This is a genomic window from Streptomyces sp. MH60, assembly GCF_002939385.1.
In the GTDB taxonomy this organism is placed as follows: domain Bacteria; phylum Actinomycetota; class Actinomycetes; order Streptomycetales; family Streptomycetaceae; genus Streptomyces.
The window spans coordinates 55,356-71,849 of the sequence record NZ_MULI01000018.1; the positions used below are offsets into that span (position 1 = coordinate 55,356).

Here is a 16,494-nt window from a genome sequence, read left to right on the forward strand (position 1 = left end):
GCTCTGCGCGTGAGGCTAGGAAGCGGGACGTTGCAGCGACGTTGCGCGCGCCGCCTGCCGACGTGTGCTCTTGCGGAGGGCCGCTGACCGGCGGGCGCTCATCTCGCGTTCGGCGCCGCCAGCTCTGACTCCAGCGCCGCGAGCCGGGAGCACGTCGGCGCCGTGGGCCGGACCGCCGCGAGTGCGCGCCACACGTCGAGGTCGTCCTCCCCCCACGGTGTGTGGGCCCAGTCGGCCAGCAGGTCCGGATCACCGCAGGTGATCAGCGCGGCGCGCAGACCGTCGGCGAGCCGGCGCCTGAGCCGTACGACCGCCGGCGCCTGGGAGCCGGGCAGCAGCGGACCCGCGTACCTCGTCGCCGCCGCCGTCACCGCCCCGGCCCGCAGACGACGTTCGACGACACCCGCGTCGGACTCGACGGGCAGCGTGAGCCGGTACGGCCGGGACGCCAGTCGGCCGGGCCCCAGGATGCCGCGCAGGCGTGCCAGTTCCGCCCGCAGCGTCACCGGGGGCACCGTCTCGTCCTCGTACAGCGCGCAGAGCAACTCGTCGCCCGTCAGACCCTCCGGATGGTGGGCCAGCAGCACCACGATCTCGCTGTGCCGCCGGCTCAGCCGGACCCTGCGACCGTCCGCGCTCAGCAGGGCCTCGTCACGGCCCAGCGCGGTCAGCTCGGCCGCCTCGGGACCGGACCGCTCGGGCGTGAGCAGCGCCAGCTGCGACTCCGCGGCACGCGCCACCGCCTGTACGAAGCCCAGACTGTGCGGATGCGCCAGACCGTCCCCGCCCGTGATGTCCACGGCACCGAGCACCCGCCCGGTACGGGGATCGTGCACCGGAGCGGCGGCGCAGGTCCAGGGCTGGACCCGGCGTATGAAGTGCTCGGCCGCGAAGACCTGCACCGGCCGGCCGACGGCCACCGCCGTGCCCGGCGCGTTCGTCCCAACGGCCGACTCCGACCAGCGGGCCCCCGGCACGAAGTTCATCCGTCCCGCCCGGCGCCGGGTGGCCGCATCCCCCTCGACCCACAGCAGCCTGCCGTGCGCGTCGCACACGGCGAGCAGATGCTCGCCGTCGGAGGCGAACGTCCCCAGCAGCTCCCGGACCAGCGGCATCACCCGCGACAGGGGGTGTTCCGCCCGATAGGCGCCGAGGTCGCCGTCCATCAGCTCCACGCTCGCGGTGCCGTCCGGGCCGACACCCGCCCGGACCGACCGCCGCCACGACTCCGCCACCACGGTGCGCACGGGCCGCGGCACCGTCCCGGCTTCGGTGAAGGTCTCGTGGGCCCGGCGCAGGGTCCGCGCGCGCTCGGCGGGGTCGGCTCCCGGTTCCAGAGCCAGCCATGAATCAGTCAACGCGGCCTCCCCGGACGGTGTGGCGGTGTGGGACATCGTGACTCCGCTGCTACGCGCGGACAACCACTTCGACCAGCCGGATCACCCGAAGGTGGCGTTCCGGGGGACCGGGCGAAGAGGCCGGGGGAGCGGTCAGGAGAGGTTGACCAGTCTGATGTAGCGGGTCCAGTCCCAGAAGGGCCCCGGGTCCGTGTGGTCGCTGCCGGGCACCTCGTGGTGCGCGATGATGTGCGTGCGGTCCTTGGGAATCCCGTAGGAGGTGCAGATCGCCGCGGTGAGCCGGGCCGATTCCTCGTAGAGGGCGTCGGTGAAGTACTCGGGCCGGTCCACCCACCCTTCGTGTTCGATCCCGATGCTGCGGGTGTTGTAGTCCCAGTTGCCCGCGTGCCAGGCGATGTCCGCCTCCCGGACACACTGTGCGACGTGCCCGTCGGAGGACCGGACGACGTAGTGCGCGGACACCTGCCTCTCGGGATCGCGGAAGATGGACAGGGTGTCGGCGTACGTCTCCTGCGTGACGTGGACGACCACGTAGTCGACGGGATAGGCCGTGGGACGGGTCGACCGGCTGTAGTTCGACGTGTTCGCCGGCAGCCACTCCGCGGAGGGGTAGTCGACGGCACGGCTACGCGCGGTGGCCTGTGTACCGGAGAGCAGGGTGTACGGGACGGTGGCCAGCGCGGCGCCCTGGAGGAGCCGCCGCCTGGTCGGAGCGGGTGCTGTCCTTTCCCTTTCCATGGGATTGCCCTTTCGTCGGAGGGGCCCTGGGCCCGGTGGGGGTGGCTGCTCGGCCGTGCGACTCGGGGGAACGACATGCCGTAGCGACAGGCCGCACCGACAGGCCGCACCGACAGGTCACAGCGACGGGACGGAGCGGCATGAACCGCGAAGCAGAACGCCGACGCGGACGTCCGACCGCCCCGGGGCGAGGTGCGTCCGCGTGAATCACCGTACGGCGGGCGGGGGTTGCGCAGTAGAGCGCCGCGCCGTTCCGTGGACAGCCACCGCCTTGTGGACACACCGCTCACTCGATCGAGTGAATCGGAGTGATCGGGCAGGCCGTCGGCGAACCCCCTGCCGGACAGGCGTCAGGCCCGCTCCGCCAGGGCGCCCGGGTCGTCCAGGACGGCCCGCACCACGGAGTGCGCGGCGCCGAGCAGCGGTCCCTGCGGACCCAGCTCCGAGACCGCGACCGGGCAGGCGGGGCCGGCCGTGCGCCGGGCCAGTTCGTCACGCAGCGACGGCAGCAGCCAGGGCGCGAGACCGGCCAGGGCGCCGCCCAGCACCACGCCCTCGGGATCCAGCAGGTTCACCGCCCCGGTCAGGGCGATGCCGAGTGCCGTGCCCGCCTCGCGCAGAGCACGCCGTACGTCCTCGTCGCCCTGTGCGGCACGTCCGGCGAGCAGCCCGACGCGGTCTTCTCCGGGCTCCACACCCGCCGCCCGCAGTACCGCCTTCTCGCCGGCGTACTGCTCCAGGCACCCGCGCCCGCCACAGGCACACGCGGGCCCGTCGGGATGGACCGGCACATGCCCCAGCTCACCGGCGAACCCGCGGGTACCGCGCAGCAGCCGGCCGTCGAACACCACGGCCGCACCGATGCCGATCTCGGCCGAGACGTGCAGGAAGTCCCGGGGCGTGCCGTCACCGAGCCAGAGTTCGGCGAGCGCGCCGAAGTTGGCCTCGTTGTCCACCGTCGGCGGCAGGTCCGCGGGCAGCAGCGCGCCGAGGTCGGCGTCGTGCCAGTCAAGGTTCGGGGCGCGTACGACGGTCCGGCCGTCCCGGGCCACGAGACCCGGCACGGCCACCGCGAGCCCCGCCGGCCACAGTCCCTCGGCCTCCGCCTCCGACACGACCTGACGCACCAGCGCGGTGAGCTGCGCGAGGACCGGCTCCGGCGAACGGCCTCGATTGCTGCCGTACCGCACGGCACGCGCGCGTACCCGGCCGCGCAGGTCGACCGCGCAGACCGCGAGATGGTCGACGCCGACCTCCGCCCCGACGCCGGCCGGGCCCTGCGCGCTGACGGCGAGCGCGGACCCGGGCCGGCCCACACGGCCGGGGCGCTCGGGACCCAGCTCCTCCAGCAGGCCCGAGCGGACGAGTTCGTCCACGAGGGTCGACACCGCCGCTCGCGTCAGCCCGATCCGTGAGGCGACCGCGGCCCGGGACAGCGGGCCCTCGGCGCTGACGGTGTGCATCACCCGCGCGAGATTGCGGCGGCGCATTCCCTGCTGGGTGTCCGGCAGCGCGCGCCCGGGACGGGCCGGGTGGGCTTCGTGCGGCGGTGCGGTCATGCCTCCGTCAGTCCTCGTTCCGTCGTCGCTCGATCCGGCCTCGGGCCGGTGACCGCTGGTCGCGGTGCACGGTGTGCCGTCCGATGCCGGACCCGCCGGCCGGGGTGCCTACGACACGTCAGGTCCGGCCGCGACCCCCGCTGCGGCGCCCCCGCGACCGTTCGCGTACCGTCCGCCGGTGGCCGGGCCCGCGCGGGCACGTCCTCAGCGGGAGGCCGCGTCCCGTTCCAGCAGCGGTGCCGCGTCGGAGAGTACCCCGGTGATCCTGTTCAGCGTCGCCTGGTCCCGTTCCACGGCGTCGAGCACCGGTCCGGCGGCCGTGTTCCAGCGCCGGGCGACGGCGGCCGCGTCCTCGCCGGTCAGCAGGCCGGCCGCCTGTGCCGCGGCGCCGAGCGCGACCAGCTCCCTGGCCTCCGGGATCTGGACCGGGCGTCCCGACAGCCGCCGTACCGTCTGCTGCCAGGCCGTGCCCCGGGCGCCGCCGCCGATCAGCAGCAGTGGCGCGGACGGGTCCGCGTCGGCGTCCAGGACGAGGTCGAGCGCGCCGAGCAGCGAGTGGACGGCGCCGTCGTACGCGGCCTGGAGCAGCTGGCCGGCGGTCGTGTCGTGCCGCAACCCGTACAGGAGACCGGAGGAGTGCGGGAGGTTCGGTGTGCGCTCGCCGTCCAGGAAGGGCAGGAACGTGGCGTCGGCGCCCGGCTCGACGGCTTCCCGGTCCAGGCCCAGCAGGGACGCGACGCGGTCGACGGCGAGCGTGCAGTTGAGGGTGCAGGCCAGCGGAAGCCAGTCGCCGCGCGCGTCGGCGAAGCCCGCCACCGTGCCGGTCGGGTCGGCGGGCCGGCGCTGCGACACGGCGTACACCGTGCCCGACGTGCCGAGGCTCATCACCGGGACGCCGGGGCGCAGGCCGAGGCCCAGCGCGGCCGCCGCGTTGTCGCCGGTGCCGGCGGCGACCAGGGTGCCCTTGGAGAACGGCAGGCCGTGGCCGTCGCGTACCGTGCCGGCCACCTCGCCGGGCCGGACGACCCGGGGCAGCAACGCCGGATCGAGTCCCACGCGCGCGAGGATGCCCTCGTCGTACGCCTCCGTGCCCGACGCCCACCAGCCGGTGCCGGACGCGTCGCCGCGGTCGGTGGTCCCTTCGCCGGTGAGGCGCTCGGTGAGGTAGTCGTGGGGAAGCCGTACGGCCTTCACCGCGCGGACCGCGTCCGGCTCCTGCTCGGCCAGCCACGCCCACTTGGTGACCGTGAAGGAGGCGCTGGGGACGCTCCCCGTGCGCTCCGCCCAGGCCTTGGCCCCGCCCAGCTCGTCGATCAGCCGGCGGGCCTGCGGGGCCGAGCGCACGTCGTTCCACAGCAGGGCGGGGCGCACCGGCTCGCCCCGCGCGTCCAGCGTGACCAGGCCGTGCTGCTGCCCGCCGATGGAGACCGCGGCGGCCTCGCGGGCGGCGTCGCCGCACTGGGCCAGGGCCTCGCCCAGCGCTTCCCACCACTGGCGGGGATCGCTCTCGCGGCCGGCCCCGGACGACACGGTGTGGGGCGCCTGGCCGCTCGCGACGACCCGGCCGGTGGCCGCGTCGACGACCAGTGCCTTGGTGGACTGGGTGGACGTGTCCACGCCGACGACGAGCGGACCCTCGGCTGCTGACATCGGGCTTCTCCCTCTTCCGCGGGTGCTGGGACCCGGCCTTCACTCCTTCGGGGACACCTTGTCCCTTCCCAGGACCGTGTGTGCATACTAATTTGTAAAGTGCCATGACGAAATAGTCGGCAGCGATTGATCGGCAGCGAGTGAGGAGCCGCGGAATGAACTACCAGCCCACTCCCGAGGACAGGTTCACGTTCGGTTTGTGGACGGTCGGCTGGCAGGGCCGTGACCCGTTCGGTGATGCCACCCGGCGGGCCCTGGACCCGGCGGAGTCCGTGCGGCGTCTGTCGGAGCTGGGCGCGTACGGCGTCACGTTCCACGACGACGACCTGATTCCGTTCGGGTCGAGCGACACCGAGCGCGAGTCGCACATCAAGCGGTTCCGGCAGGCCCTGGACGCGACCGGCATGAAGGTGCCGATGGCGACGACGAACCTGTTCACGCACCCCGTGTTCAAGGACGGCGCCTTCACGGCCAACGACCGGGACGTGCGCCGTTACGCGCTGCGCAAGACGATCCGCAACATCGACCTCGCGGTCGAGCTGGGCGCGAGCGTCTACGTCGCCTGGGGCGGCCGGGAAGGCGCGGAGTCCGGCGCGGCCAAGGACGTGCGGGACGCCCTGGACCGGATGAAGGAGGCCTTCGACCTGCTGGGCGAGTACGTCACCGAGCAGGGCTACGACCTGAAGTTCGCGATCGAGCCGAAGCCGAACGAGCCGCGCGGTGACATCCTGCTCCCGACGGTCGGGCACGCCCTGGCCTTCATCGAGCGCCTCGAGCGGCCGGAGCTGTACGGCGTGAACCCGGAGGTCGGCCACGAGCAGATGGCCGGTCTGAACTTCCCCCACGGGATCGCCCAGGCGCTGTGGGCGGGCAAGCTCTTCCACATCGACCTCAACGGCCAGTCGGGCATCAAGTACGACCAGGACCTGCGGTTCGGAGCGGGCGACCTGCGGGCCGCGTTCTGGCTCGTCGACCTGCTGGAGCGGGCCGGGTACGCGGGTCCGCGGCACTTCGACTTCAAGCCGCCGCGGACCGAGGACCTCGACGGCGTGTGGGCGTCGGCGGCCGGCTGCATGCGCAACTACCTGATCCTGAAGGACCGGGCCGCGGCTTTCCGCGCCGACCCGCAGGTGCAGGAGGCGCTGGCCGCGGCCCGGCTGGACGAGCTGGCCCGTCCGACCGCCGAGGACGGTCTCGCCGCGCTGCTGGCCGACCGGAGCGCCTACGACACCTTCGACGTGGACGCGGCCGCCGCGCGCGGCATGGCCTTCGAGCACCTCGACCAGCTCGCCATGGACCACCTCCTCGGCGCCCGCTGACCGCTCCGGCCCCCGTGTGCGCGCTCCGGCCCCCTCCCTCGCGGACGGGGCCGGAGCCCGTCCGGATCGCCGACAGCCCGGATCCCCGGGCCCCGGACGGGACGGCGAAGAGACAGCACGGGGCCGGGCCAGGCAGCGCTGAACCGGGCCGGGCCCGGTGTTACGGCTCGTCCCCCGTCGCGAGGGCCGCCGCGGACAGGGCCGTCGCCGGGTCCTGGCCGGCACCGCCCACGGGGACCCATCGGCCGTGCTCTCTGCGGTACGGCCACCAACGCCCCTCGCGGTCCAGTCGGAGCTGGTGCGGTGCGCCGACGACGGTCCACCGGTTGGCCCGCGCCCGCAACGACGGCCGCTCGTCCTCCTCCCATGCCGACTCCAGTGCCGCACGCGCGCGTGCGAGCGTGTCGCCCTCCACCGCCCACTCCTCCTCGAGCACGGACAGGGCGGCCTCACCGCCGAGCCGCCAGGCGTGTACGGCCACGGCCAGTGCCTCTCGTGTGCGCCCCGAACCCGCACCGAGGCGGTCCAGCACATCCGGTCCAGGATCCCCCGCGGCCAGGCGCACCGCATCCTGCGCCACGGTCGGCTCCGCGGCCACGGCCCGTCGGTCGTGCCCGCCGCGCAGGGCCTCGGCGAGCAGGCGGTGGGCCTCCGCCGCCGTCCGGGAGGCCAGGAAGAACAGGCCGGACGGGTCGACGCCCGGCGGGGAGGCCGCCTCCGTGTCCAGGGACGGCGGCAGCCCCGGGCCGTCCCCGAGGCCGGGCGGCGCGGGCAGGGGAGGCAGCACATGCCCCGCCGCGTACGCCTCGGCGGCGTCCACACCCTCCGGTCCGGAAGCGACCTCCTGAGCGGGTGCCGAGCCGTGGCTCTGAAGGGCTTCCAGCACGGCGCCCTCCGCACGGCCCCGCATCAGCAACAGGACGAAGGGATCCTGGTCCAGCAGCCTGGCCACCTGGTAGCAGAGCGCCGCGGTGTGCCCGCAGTGGTCCCAGGCATCGCAGTCGCACTCCGGTTCCAGGTCGCCCATGCCCGGCAGCAGGTCGATGCCGGCGGCCGCGGCGTCCTCCACGAGGTGCGGCGGCATGTCGCGGTCCAGCAGCGCCGCGACATGCCCGGAACGCTCGATCGCCATGTCGACGAAGCGGTCCCACTGCGCGTCGGAGAGCTGCTCCAGAAGAACGTCGGCCCGATGCGCCGTGCGGTCCCGGTCCTGGACGACCGCGGTGATGCGTCCCGGCCGCACCGAGACCGCGCCGACCGCTCCCGCGCGCGCGAGCCTGCGCCCCGTCTTCACCTGCGCCGCGTCCATCGCCGCGTCCTCCAGCGACTTCAGCCAGGCGCGACCCCACCAGGTCTGCGCGAAGCCCTGCCCCTGTGCGGGCGGCAGCGCGACGAACGTCCGTTCCGCCTCGTCGTCGTACCGAGTCATCGCGTACCCCCTCGCAGTTCGACCAGGTCGGCCAGTTGCGCGTCCGTCAGTTCCGTGAGCGCCGCGTCGCCCGAGCCCAGAACGGCGTCGGCGAGTTCCCTCTTGCGGTTCAGCAGGGCGGCGATGCGGTCCTCGATGGTCCCCTCCGTGATCAGCCGGTGCACCTGCACGGGGCGGGTCTGACCGATGCGGTGGGCGCGGTCGGTGGCCTGCGCCTCGACGGCCGGGTTCCACCAGCGGTCGTAGTGCACGACGTGCTCCGCGCGCGTGAGGTTCAGTCCGGTGCCCGCTGCCTTCAGCGACAGCAGGAAGACCGGGACCTCGCCGTCCTGGAACCGCCGCACCAGCGACTCCCGAGCGGTGACGGACGTGCCGCCGTGCAGGAACATCGACGACACGCCGCGCGCGGCCAGGTGCTGTTCCAGGAGTCGTGCCATCTGCACGTACTGCGTGAAGACCAGCACGCTCGCCTCCTCGGCGAGGATCGTGTCGAGCAGCTCGTCCAGCAGCTCCAGCTTCCCGGAGCGACCGGTGATCTTCGGCCGGTCCTCCTTGAGGAACTGTGCCGGGTGGTTGCAGATCTGCTTGAGGCTCGTCAGCAGCTTCACGATCAGGCCGCGCCGTGCCATGTGGTCCGCCCCGGCGATCTCCGCGAGCGCCTCGCGCACCACCGCCTCGTACAGGCCCGTCTGTTCCGCCGTCAGCGACACGGGATGGTCCGTCTCGGTCTTCGGCGGCAGCTCCGGTGCGATCCCGGGGTCCGACTTGCGGCGCCGCAGCAGGAAGGGCCTGACGAGCCGGGCCAGTCGCTCCGCCGCCGCCGGGTCGTGTCCGCCCTCGACGGCCTGGGCGTAGTGCCGGCGGAAGCCGCCGAGCCGGCCCAGCAGCCCGGGTGTGGCCCAGTCGAGGACGGCCCACAGTTCCGAGAGGTTGTTCTCCACCGGGGTGCCGGTGAGCGCCACGCGCGCGCGGGCGCCGATGGAGCGCAGTTGCCGCGCGGTCTCGGAGTACGGGTTCTTCACGTGCTGCGCCTCGTCCGCCACGACCATGCCCCACGGCACGGCGGAGAGCCGGTCGGTGTCCAGGCGCATGGTGCCGTAGGTCGTCAGCACGAACTCGCCGTCCGCCAGGTCGTCGAGGTCGCGGCGGGTGCCGTGGAAGCGGCGTACGGGCGTGCCGGGCGCGAACCGCTCGATCTCCCGCTGCCAGTTGCCCATCAGGGAGGTCGGGCAGACCACCAGGGTGGGACCGGCGGCGTCCGCGTCCGTCTGCCGGTGCAGATGCAGGGCGATCAGTGTGATGGTCTTCCCGAGCCCCATGTCGTCGGCGAGACAGCAGCCGAGGCCCAACGACGTCATGCGGACCAGCCAGTTGAGGCCTCGTCGCTGGTAGTCGCGCAGCGTGGCCTCCAGGGCGGCCGGCTGGGCCACGGCCTCCTGGGCCTCGGGGTCGGCGAGGCGCTCCCGCAGGGTCGCCAGCCACCCCGTGGGACGCACCTCCACACGGCGCCCGTCGACCTCCGTCGAACCCGTCAGGGCGGCGGCGAGCGCGTCGACCGGCGTGACCTTGCGGTCCTGCCGGGCACGGGCCCGGCGGGCCTCCTCGGGGGCGACGAGCACCCACTGGTCGCGCAGGCGCACGACCGGGCGGTTGGCCTCGGCGAGCAGGTCAAGCTCCTCGCGCGTGAGGCCCTCGCCGCCCAGGGCGAACGTCCAGTTGAAGGCGAGCAGTGCGTCGGCGGACAGGAAGGACCCGCCGGCCTCGGACGCAGCGGTACGCGGCTCCCGATCGCCGTCGGGTGGTCCCACCTCGGCGCGCTCGGTCAGGTCGCGGACCAGCTCCCTGGGCCAGTGCACGTCCACTCCGGCGCCGGCGAGCGCCCGGGAGCCGGGCCCGAGCAGCTCGGCGACCTCTTCGTCGGTGAGGTCGACCGCGTCCGGTACGGCCGCCGACAGCAGGGGCGTGAGCGAGGGCCAGGCCCGTGCCGCCCGGCGCAGGGCGAGCAGGGCGTCCATCCGCGCGCGCGTGCCGAACGCGGCGCCCACGGTGCCGGCCCACACCTGAGCGGTGTCCGCGACGAGCGCGGGATCACTGACGCTGTGTACCTGGGGCACCGCCCGGAACGTCGGCCGGGCGTCCCGGGGAGCCGCGGCCGACAGCCCCCGCACCTCGATACGCAGTGACAGCCTTACGCCCGTGTCCTGCCCCGCGGCGACGTCCAGGGCCCATTCGCGCAGCTCGGGCGAGAGCCGGGGCTCCCTCGAGGCGTAGGCGGGTCCGGCCGTCAGGAGTTCGGCGGCGGGGGAGCGGGGCAGCGTGTCCGCGACGGCGTCCAGGAAGGAGCGCACCAGGTGTTCCGGATCGGGCAGGCGCGGGGGAACCGTGTCGTCGACCGGGACCGCGTGCGCCTCGGGCGGCATGGCGGCGGCGAGATGGCGGACGCGCTCGGTCTCCTCCGCGCCCAGCGGGCCCGCGCGCCAGGCGTCGTACCCGGCCGCGGACAGGCCGGGCAGTAGCAGCCCCCGCGCCACGAGATGCAGGGCCTCGACCGCGACCGCTCCCCAGAACACCGACGCCGGATGTCCGTCTGCACGGGCACGCGCGCGTGTGAGCACCGGCAGGGCGGCCCGTACCGGGAGCAGCACCGCCGGCACACTCACCGCCTCCACGCCCTCGTCGTCGGGCACTACGACCGTCAGGCTTCCCGCGGTCCCCGAGGGGACGGTGCCGGGCGCTTCGCCGTCGGGCCGCCAGAAGGCGACCGCGCCGGTGCGGGCTGGATCGCCGGGCAGGAAGACGGCGCAGCAGTCGACGAGTGCGGTGATCTCGGAGGGGGTCGGAAGAGCGTTCTGCGCAGCGATGACGTATTCCTCAAATTTGACTAGCCGGGGCGCGGCGGCCGAGTATATGCGATCGCGGAACCCTTGGGTTGCGATTGGTTTGTGGCATGGCTCACTCTTCGGATGGGGAGGTGTCTCCCGGAGCCTCCGGACTCAGTCGGGACGACGAGCTCTCAGGGGCGCCTAAGGGTCGGTCCTCAGGGAGTTCTCAGGGTCGCGTCGCGGAACCGGCGGGAGCGCGGGTCCGTTTTCAGGACAGAGAGCGGCAGTGGCCGCGAAGGAGGCGACATCATGTCGAAGAACGCCAAGGTCGCAGCGGGGGGTGTGGCGGTCGGACTCATCCTGCTGATCTGGCTGCCCTGGTGGGCCGCCCTGCTGATAGTTCTGGGAGTCCCGGCCGCCGCATACCTCACCCTCGACCCGTCACAGCGGCGCAGGCTGCGCCGCGTCACGCGCAAGGAGATAGGCCGTTGACGCGCTAACGCCGCGTCGTGGCCGGTCCGGTCAGGGCGCAGGAGTTCAGCACATCGCCGTCCGAGGGTTCACCGACCGTGTGGTCCGCCGGTGGCCGGGTGCCCCGCTCCACCCACCCGGTCAGCACGTCGAACGCGGAACGGAAACAGGGGAGGATCGGCCGCAGCCTGTCGGGATACGTGTCGTACAGCCCGTCGACGTGGGTTCCGCCCCGGACCGTGTAGTAGCGGTGCAGTCGGCCGCGCCCGCTCACGTCGACCATCCGTGCGTACACGTCGGAGTCGGCGGCCTGGGGAAGCAGCGCGTCCAGATCGCCGTGCAGTGTGATCAGCGGCTTCCCGATGCGTCCGGTCAACGCCACCCGTGCGACCGCGCGGTGGACGGAGGCAGGACGTGTCGCGTAGTCGTACGTCGCGTCGGACGGGCAAGGCGCCAGTATCTCCTCGGCGGAGGACCCGGCGGTGGGCCCGGGACAGTGGGGGTCGTAGGCCGGGTCGAACTCGGCTCGGTAGATCTTCTGCGTCACGCCCCAGTAGGCCTTCTCGTGGTACGGCCACAGAAACTCCGAACCGCGCGCGAATCCCACCGCGTACAGGTCCTCGTCCCGGGCCGTGCCCAGCGTCCGGGCCACCGTCGCCGGAAGCGAGGTGAGCAGTCCGGGGCCGTCCTCGGCCCACAGTGCCCCCTCCCAGTCCACGCCGCCGTCGTAGAGCTCGGGGTGGTTCTCCAACTGCCAGCGGGTGAGGTAGCCGCCGTTGGAGATGCCGGCGATGTACGTGCGCAGCGGGGCGTGTCCGTAGCGCCGGGCGGCGGTCTGCCGGGCGGCCCGGGTGAGCTGGGTGGTCCGTGCGTTCCACTCCGCGACCGCGTCTCCGGGCCGCTTGCCGTCCCGGTAGAAGTCCGTTCCGCTGTTGCCCTTGTCGGTCGCGGCGTACGCGTACCCCTGCGCCAGTACGCGGTCGGAGATCGCCTTGTCCGTGGCGTACTGCTTGCGGGTGCCCGGTGCTCCCGTCACGACGAGGCCGCCGTTCCAGTGGTCCGGCAGCCGGAGCACGAACTGGGCGTCGTGCCGCCAGCCGTGGGTGGCGTTGAAACGCGAGGAGTCCGGGAAATACCCGTCGACCTGGATGCCGGGAACCCCGGACGGTGTCCGTGTCCCACTCGCCGTCAGCCCGGCCTGGTCCGCGAGGTCGGTGTACGGGGTGCCCGCCAGTCCCGTGGTCGTCAGGTCGGCCAGGCAGGCGCTGCGCTGCACAGCCGCGCCCGGCACCCGCACGCGCTCCTTCCGGGCGCAGTGTGCGCCGGTGTCGGCGGCGGCCGCGGCGGTGGGCGACGGCCCGGTGAGCGAGACGGCGGTCAGGACGGCGGCGAGGAACGGGACACCACGGGGCAGACGCATCAGGTCCTCCGAGCGATGGGGGAGTGGAGCCGAGGGCTGCCCCATCGTGCGGGTCCGCCACGACCTGCTCCATGGGCTGGAGCCACATGTGTGGAGCGTGGGTCATGGCGGTTGAAGACAGTCGAGGACGCCTGCTTCCCCTCGGCCGAGGGGTGGGGCGCCTTCCGTGTCCCGGGTCAGCTCGGCCGTACGGCCATCTTGTCGAGGGCCTCCAGGAGTCCGGGCAGCGACGGTCCCCGCCCCACCGGCAGGACCTCACCGGGCTCCTCGTCGAGCAGGACGAACGCGATGTCGTCGGTCCTGGCGACGAGCGACCAGCCGGGGCCGTCCGCACGCAGCGTCCGCGCGTCTCCCGGCGCGAACGAGGACCGGACCCGGCCGAGCGGCGGCGGCGTGCCGATGTAGCCGCGTGCCTCCGCGAGGACCCGTCGGACACCCTCGTGCCGGAAGGTTTCGGCGCCGGACGGGTCGTCCACGGCGACGGCCTCGTCCGCGGTGTCGCCGCCCGGCGTCGGGAACTCCGCGTCGTCGATCTGCTCCCGCCACTGGGCCCACTGCAGGGCGATCTCGTCGGCCCCCAGTCGGCGCTGCGCCGGGCCCCAGACAGTGGTGTCAGGCGGGCACAGCGCGGGCTGGTCGGTGGACTCGGGTCCCGGGTCGTGCGGTTCGGGCACACCGGGTGCTGCCACGGCGACCGCGAGGGGCCAGCCGGGCAGCGCGGTGACGACCGTTCGCTCGTCCGGGGACAGGTCGTACTCCATGCCGCAGTCCCAGGATGCCACGGCGACCGCGACCAGGGAGACGTCGTCGATGACGACGGTCCACCGGGCGCCGTCGCCGTCCTGGCCGAGCACCAGGCCGTAGCCGTCGGCCAGCGGTGGGAGACCGAGCGCGGCGCACGCCTCCGGGTAGTCGTCGCCCAGCACACTCGGGAACTTCGCCGGCGTCAGCAGCACCGCCGTGAGCACGTAGAGCGCATCGTCCGCGGCGGCGACGGCGTCCTCGTCCGTCCCAGCCATCCCAGCCTCCCCATCGGTTCGTCCAATGGCGGGCACCCTAGTGCGCCCGGGAAGCCCTTGTCACGACTCCCAGACGCACCCGAGCTGCAGCTTTCCGGTTGGACGGGGGCGAATCGACCACACGCCACCCGGGGTGCGATGCTCAGCTCGCGGGCAGTCCGAGGAGCGCGCGTGCCACGTCCCGCGGGGGCTCGTCCCGTTCCCGCGCGAGGGCGATCACGGCCCGGCACGCCAGTTCGTTGACCCCGAACGACAGGGCCTCCGGCGACACGCGGCCTGCCGCCTCGTCGATCCGGTCCTGATCGTCGTCCACACACGCCGAGACGTAAGCGGCCGCGGCCTCGAAGAGGTTGTGCGAGCGGGACCCGCCTCCCGCGTTCCCTTCCTTGATCTGCTCCGTGCGCCGAGCGGTGCGGGATCTGTCCCAAGCCTCGCGGATCCTGCCGAACAAGCGGACCACCCTCCCCAAGCGATCACCCTGACTGACCGTGCGTCTCTCGCTGCTCAACGTAGAGTCGAAGCCTCGACGGCAGAAGGGGGCGGTCAGGGTGCGGCGGTTCGAACTACTGGCACGGATCCGGCGCATGGATCCCTACGAGGACGCCTCGGAGATCTATCGGCTCTCCTCGGCCTACGAGTTCCCCTGGGACTTCGCCCGTGCCCTGGAGTTGGCGCTCTACCGCACCTACGCCGTGCCGAGCATCGGCCGGCTGCTCGCCGAGACGGCGGAGTTCACCGACCGGCCCCAGAAGCGGTACGACGACACGGCGCTGCTGCTCGACGCCGTGGTCGAGCACGGCTTCGACAGCGAGCAGGGCCGCACGGCGATCCGGCGCATCAACCGGATGCACCGCAGCTACGACATCACCAACGACGACATGCGGTACGTCCTGTGCACGTTCGTCGTGATCCCCAAACGCTGGATCGACACCTACGGGTGGCGCAGGATGTCGCGCCACGAGACCGTCGCCTCCGCCGTCCACTACCGCACGCTGGGACGGCACATGGGCATCCGGGACATTCCCGGTTCCTACGAGGAGTTCGAAGCCTGTCTCGACGCCTATGAGGAGGCCCACTTCGCCTGGGACGAGGGTGCGCGCCGCGTCTCCGACGCGACGCTCGACCTCATGGCGTCCTGGTATCCCCGCCCCCTCGCGCCGCTCCTGCGCGCCGGGACCCTCGCCCTGCTCGACGAGCCCCTGCTGCGGGCCTTCGGCTACACCCCGCCGCGCCCCGCCACCCGCGCGGCCGTGCGCCACGCCGTCAGACTGCGCGGACGCGTGGTCCGTCTGCTGCCGCCGAGGCGTGCCCCGCACCACGCCCGTCAGAACCGGGAGATCAAGGGCTACCCGAACGGCTACCGGCTGGCCGATCTGGGCACCCGCCCGGTCCCCGGCGTCCGGGGCTGCCCGGTCCGCCACATCGGCGCGTCAGCCGCCGAGTGAAGCGATCGTCTCCCGCAGCCGGCTGAGTTCGGCCCGCGAGGCCCTCGCGGCGATCAGTACGCCACGCCGGACGGGGTCGTCCTACTCCTCGGCGCCCAGTGGGCGGTCACCGTCGTAGAAGAAGCTCGCGGGCTCCCATCGGAAGCCCGGAACTGGTCTCCCGCCTGATCCTCACGGAGGCCAACCTCGACGCTGCTCCGCCGCCGACCGCGGGCAGCAGCATCATCGCCTCCTACCAGGAGGACGATTTCGCCCACGGCGGCCACGCGCGCGTGCTGGAGGCCGTCGGCCCCCAGTGGGCGGCGACGACGCGGCTGACGGATCCACGCGCCCTGCACCGCTCCGCCGTCGGGCTGTGCCGGGGATCGGATCCCGTAATGCGCACCCTTCTCGAAGGGCTCACGGTCGAGCGCGTGTACCTCCAGGGGGGACTCGGCGGCGAACTGGAGGGCCGGGAGTCCCTGGAGGCCGCGGGCGTGCGGGTGACGACCGTGCGGGGAGCCGGGCACAACGTCATGCTCGACCGCCCCGACGCGTTCGCGGCGGCGGTCGCCGGACGGGGCTGACTCAGCCCGCGCGGGTCGCCAGGGCCAGGAAGCGGGCGTCCTCGTCGACGTACGCCGTCATGTCCCATCCGGAACCGGCCAGCAGCGGACGGAGGTTGCGCTCGGCGCGCAGGTCGTCCGGCGTGAGTTGCCGTCCCTGCCGGGCCGCGAGCGCCGCCCGGCCGATCGGGTGGAACAGCGCCAGCACACCGCTGGGACGCACGACGCGCGCCAACTCCCGCAGATTCCCGGCGGGGTCGGGCAGGTGCGCGACGAGACCCGCCGCGAACACCGCGTCCAGCACCCGGGAACGCAGTGGCAGCGCGGCCACGTCGGTCAGCAGCAGGCGCCCGTCACGGTCCCTGCCGGCCCGTACGGCGGCCTGGAGCATGGCAGGAGTCAGATCGGCCCCGACGACCAGCCCCGCCGGCCCCACGGCCGTACGCAACGGGGGCAGCGCCCGGCCGGTGCCGCACCCCGCGTCCAGTACGCGATCACCTTCGCGCAGCCCCAGCTCGGCGACCGCGGCCGTGTAGGCCGGGCCGTCGTCGGGGAACCGGCGGTCCCAGTCGGCGGCCCGGGAGCCGAAGAACTCCTGCACGTGCGTGTGATCGTCGCTCATGCCTCGCATGATGTCTCAAGAGCACGGAAGATGCCGCAGCGCACATGTTCGAGCGTGACGCGATCGTTCCAGCGCCCCTCTGTGTCAGATAGCGACG

Annotated in this window: 13 protein-coding genes and 2 pseudogenes; 4 read left to right on the forward strand and 11 right to left on the reverse strand. The window is 73.4% G+C overall.

Features of this window, described 5'->3' with window-relative positions; translation table 11 throughout:
• Window positions 1–98 precede the first annotated feature (98 nt).
• The 4 genes from BZZ08_RS14535 to xylB form a co-directional block, all read right to left on the reverse strand.
• Window positions 99–1,358 carry a GAF domain-containing protein gene (locus BZZ08_RS14535; protein WP_104632673.1) on the reverse strand — a complete coding sequence of 420 codons (1,260 nt, stop codon included), beginning with the start codon at window positions 1,356–1,358 and terminating at the stop codon, window positions 99–101.
• A gap of 132 nt (window positions 1,359–1,490) precedes the next feature.
• Window positions 1,491–2,096: an N-acetylmuramoyl-L-alanine amidase gene (locus tag BZZ08_RS14540; protein WP_104632620.1), complete on the reverse strand. Its 606-nt coding sequence runs from the start codon at window positions 2,094–2,096 to the stop codon at window positions 1,491–1,493.
• Window positions 2,097–2,446: 350 nt separating this feature from the next.
• The gene (locus BZZ08_RS14545) at window positions 2,447–3,655 is read right to left on the reverse strand and encodes an ROK family transcriptional regulator (protein WP_104632621.1); all 1,209 of its coding nucleotides are present in this window, start codon (window positions 3,653–3,655) and stop codon (window positions 2,447–2,449) included.
• A 204-nt stretch (window positions 3,656–3,859) separates the two neighbouring features.
• Complete coding sequence (gene xylB, locus BZZ08_RS14550; RefSeq protein ID WP_104632622.1) at window positions 3,860–5,305, reverse strand: xylulokinase; 1,446 nt, start codon at window positions 5,303–5,305, stop codon at window positions 3,860–3,862.
• Between the two features lie 155 nt (window positions 5,306–5,460).
• Between xylB and xylA the strand changes: the two genes are divergently transcribed.
• Complete coding sequence (gene xylA, locus BZZ08_RS14555) at window positions 5,461–6,624, forward strand: xylose isomerase (RefSeq protein ID WP_104632623.1); 1,164 nt, start codon at window positions 5,461–5,463, stop codon at window positions 6,622–6,624.
• 160 nt (window positions 6,625–6,784) lie between these two features.
• Here xylA and BZZ08_RS14560 read toward each other — a convergent pair whose 3' ends face one another.
• Both BZZ08_RS14560 and BZZ08_RS14565 read right to left on the reverse strand, forming a co-directional pair.
• Window positions 6,785–8,053 (reverse strand): SWF or SNF family helicase, encoded by a 1,269-nt coding sequence (locus BZZ08_RS14560; RefSeq protein ID WP_104632624.1) that lies wholly within the window; start codon window positions 8,051–8,053, stop codon window positions 6,785–6,787.
• Window positions 8,050–10,914 carry a DEAD/DEAH box helicase gene (locus BZZ08_RS14565; RefSeq protein ID WP_104632625.1) on the reverse strand — a complete coding sequence of 955 codons (2,865 nt, stop codon included), beginning with the start codon at window positions 10,912–10,914 and terminating at the stop codon, window positions 8,050–8,052. Before BZZ08_RS14565 ends, BZZ08_RS14560 begins: the two co-directional genes overlap by 4 nt.
• Before the next feature lie 270 nt (window positions 10,915–11,184).
• On the opposite strand from BZZ08_RS14565, the gene BZZ08_RS14570 reads away from it, so the two are divergent.
• Window positions 11,185–11,367 (forward strand): hypothetical protein, encoded by a 183-nt coding sequence (locus BZZ08_RS14570; RefSeq protein ID WP_073731279.1) that lies wholly within the window; start codon window positions 11,185–11,187, stop codon window positions 11,365–11,367.
• 4 nt (window positions 11,368–11,371) lie between these two features.
• Here the strand turns inward: BZZ08_RS14570 and BZZ08_RS14575 are convergent, their stop codons facing one another.
• From BZZ08_RS14575 to BZZ08_RS14585, 3 genes are all read right to left on the reverse strand, one after another.
• Window positions 11,372–12,766 carry a tannase/feruloyl esterase family alpha/beta hydrolase gene (locus BZZ08_RS14575; RefSeq protein ID WP_104632626.1) on the reverse strand — a complete coding sequence of 465 codons (1,395 nt, stop codon included), beginning with the start codon at window positions 12,764–12,766 and terminating at the stop codon, window positions 11,372–11,374.
• 176 nt (window positions 12,767–12,942) lie between these two features.
• Window positions 12,943–13,785: a hypothetical protein gene (locus tag BZZ08_RS14580; RefSeq protein ID WP_104632627.1), complete on the reverse strand. Its 843-nt coding sequence runs from the start codon at window positions 13,783–13,785 to the stop codon at window positions 12,943–12,945.
• 142 nt (window positions 13,786–13,927) lie between these two features.
• A complete protein-coding gene (locus BZZ08_RS14585; RefSeq protein ID WP_198601472.1) occupies window positions 13,928–14,236 on the reverse strand; it encodes a hypothetical protein in 309 nt (102 codons plus the stop codon).
• A gap of 133 nt (window positions 14,237–14,369) precedes the next feature.
• On the opposite strand from BZZ08_RS14585, the gene BZZ08_RS14590 reads away from it, so the two are divergent.
• Window positions 14,370–15,230 (forward strand): oxygenase MpaB family protein, encoded by an 861-nt coding sequence (locus BZZ08_RS14590; protein ID WP_104632629.1) that lies wholly within the window; start codon window positions 14,370–14,372, stop codon window positions 15,228–15,230.
• Here BZZ08_RS14590 and BZZ08_RS39540 read toward each other — a convergent pair.
• A pseudogene (locus BZZ08_RS39540) lies at window positions 15,216–15,374 on the reverse strand (PadR family transcriptional regulator); the annotation flags it as partial. The gene BZZ08_RS14590 and the pseudogene BZZ08_RS39540 overlap by 15 nt on opposite strands.
• 2 nt (window positions 15,375–15,376) lie before the next feature.
• On the opposite strand from BZZ08_RS39540, the pseudogene BZZ08_RS14600 reads away from it, so the two are divergent.
• A pseudogene (locus BZZ08_RS14600) lies at window positions 15,377–15,796 on the forward strand (alpha/beta fold hydrolase); the annotation flags it as partial.
• Window position 15,797: 1 nt separating this feature from the next.
• On the opposite strand, the gene BZZ08_RS14605 reads toward BZZ08_RS14600, so the two are convergent.
• Complete coding sequence (locus tag BZZ08_RS14605) at window positions 15,798–16,397, reverse strand: class I SAM-dependent methyltransferase (protein WP_104632630.1); 600 nt, start codon at window positions 16,395–16,397, stop codon at window positions 15,798–15,800.
• Window positions 16,398–16,494: the final 97 nt, after the last annotated feature.

Coding starts and splice junctions, on each gene's coding strand:
- BZZ08_RS14580 (WP_104632627.1), bottom strand. CDS start 13,785: ATGGCTGGGACGGACGAGGACGCCGTCGCCGCCGCGGACGATGCGCTC.
- xylB (WP_104632622.1), bottom strand. CDS start 5,305: ATGTCAGCAGCCGAGGGTCCGCTCGTCGTCGGCGTGGACACGTCCACC.
- BZZ08_RS14570 (WP_073731279.1), top strand. CDS start 11,185: ATGTCGAAGAACGCCAAGGTCGCAGCGGGGGGTGTGGCGGTCGGACTC.
- BZZ08_RS14560 (WP_104632624.1), bottom strand. CDS start 8,053: ATGACTCGGTACGACGACGAGGCGGAACGGACGTTCGTCGCGCTGCCG.
- BZZ08_RS14590 (WP_104632629.1), top strand. CDS start 14,370: ATGGATCCCTACGAGGACGCCTCGGAGATCTATCGGCTCTCCTCGGCC.
- BZZ08_RS14545 (WP_104632621.1), bottom strand. CDS start 3,655: ATGACCGCACCGCCGCACGAAGCCCACCCGGCCCGTCCCGGGCGCGCG.
- xylA (WP_104632623.1), top strand. CDS start 5,461: ATGAACTACCAGCCCACTCCCGAGGACAGGTTCACGTTCGGTTTGTGG.
- BZZ08_RS14605 (WP_104632630.1), bottom strand. CDS start 16,397: ATGAGCGACGATCACACGCACGTGCAGGAGTTCTTCGGCTCCCGGGCC.
- BZZ08_RS14575 (WP_104632626.1), bottom strand. CDS start 12,766: ATGCGTCTGCCCCGTGGTGTCCCGTTCCTCGCCGCCGTCCTGACCGCC.
- BZZ08_RS14540 (WP_104632620.1), bottom strand. CDS start 2,096: ATGGAAAGGGAAAGGACAGCACCCGCTCCGACCAGGCGGCGGCTCCTC.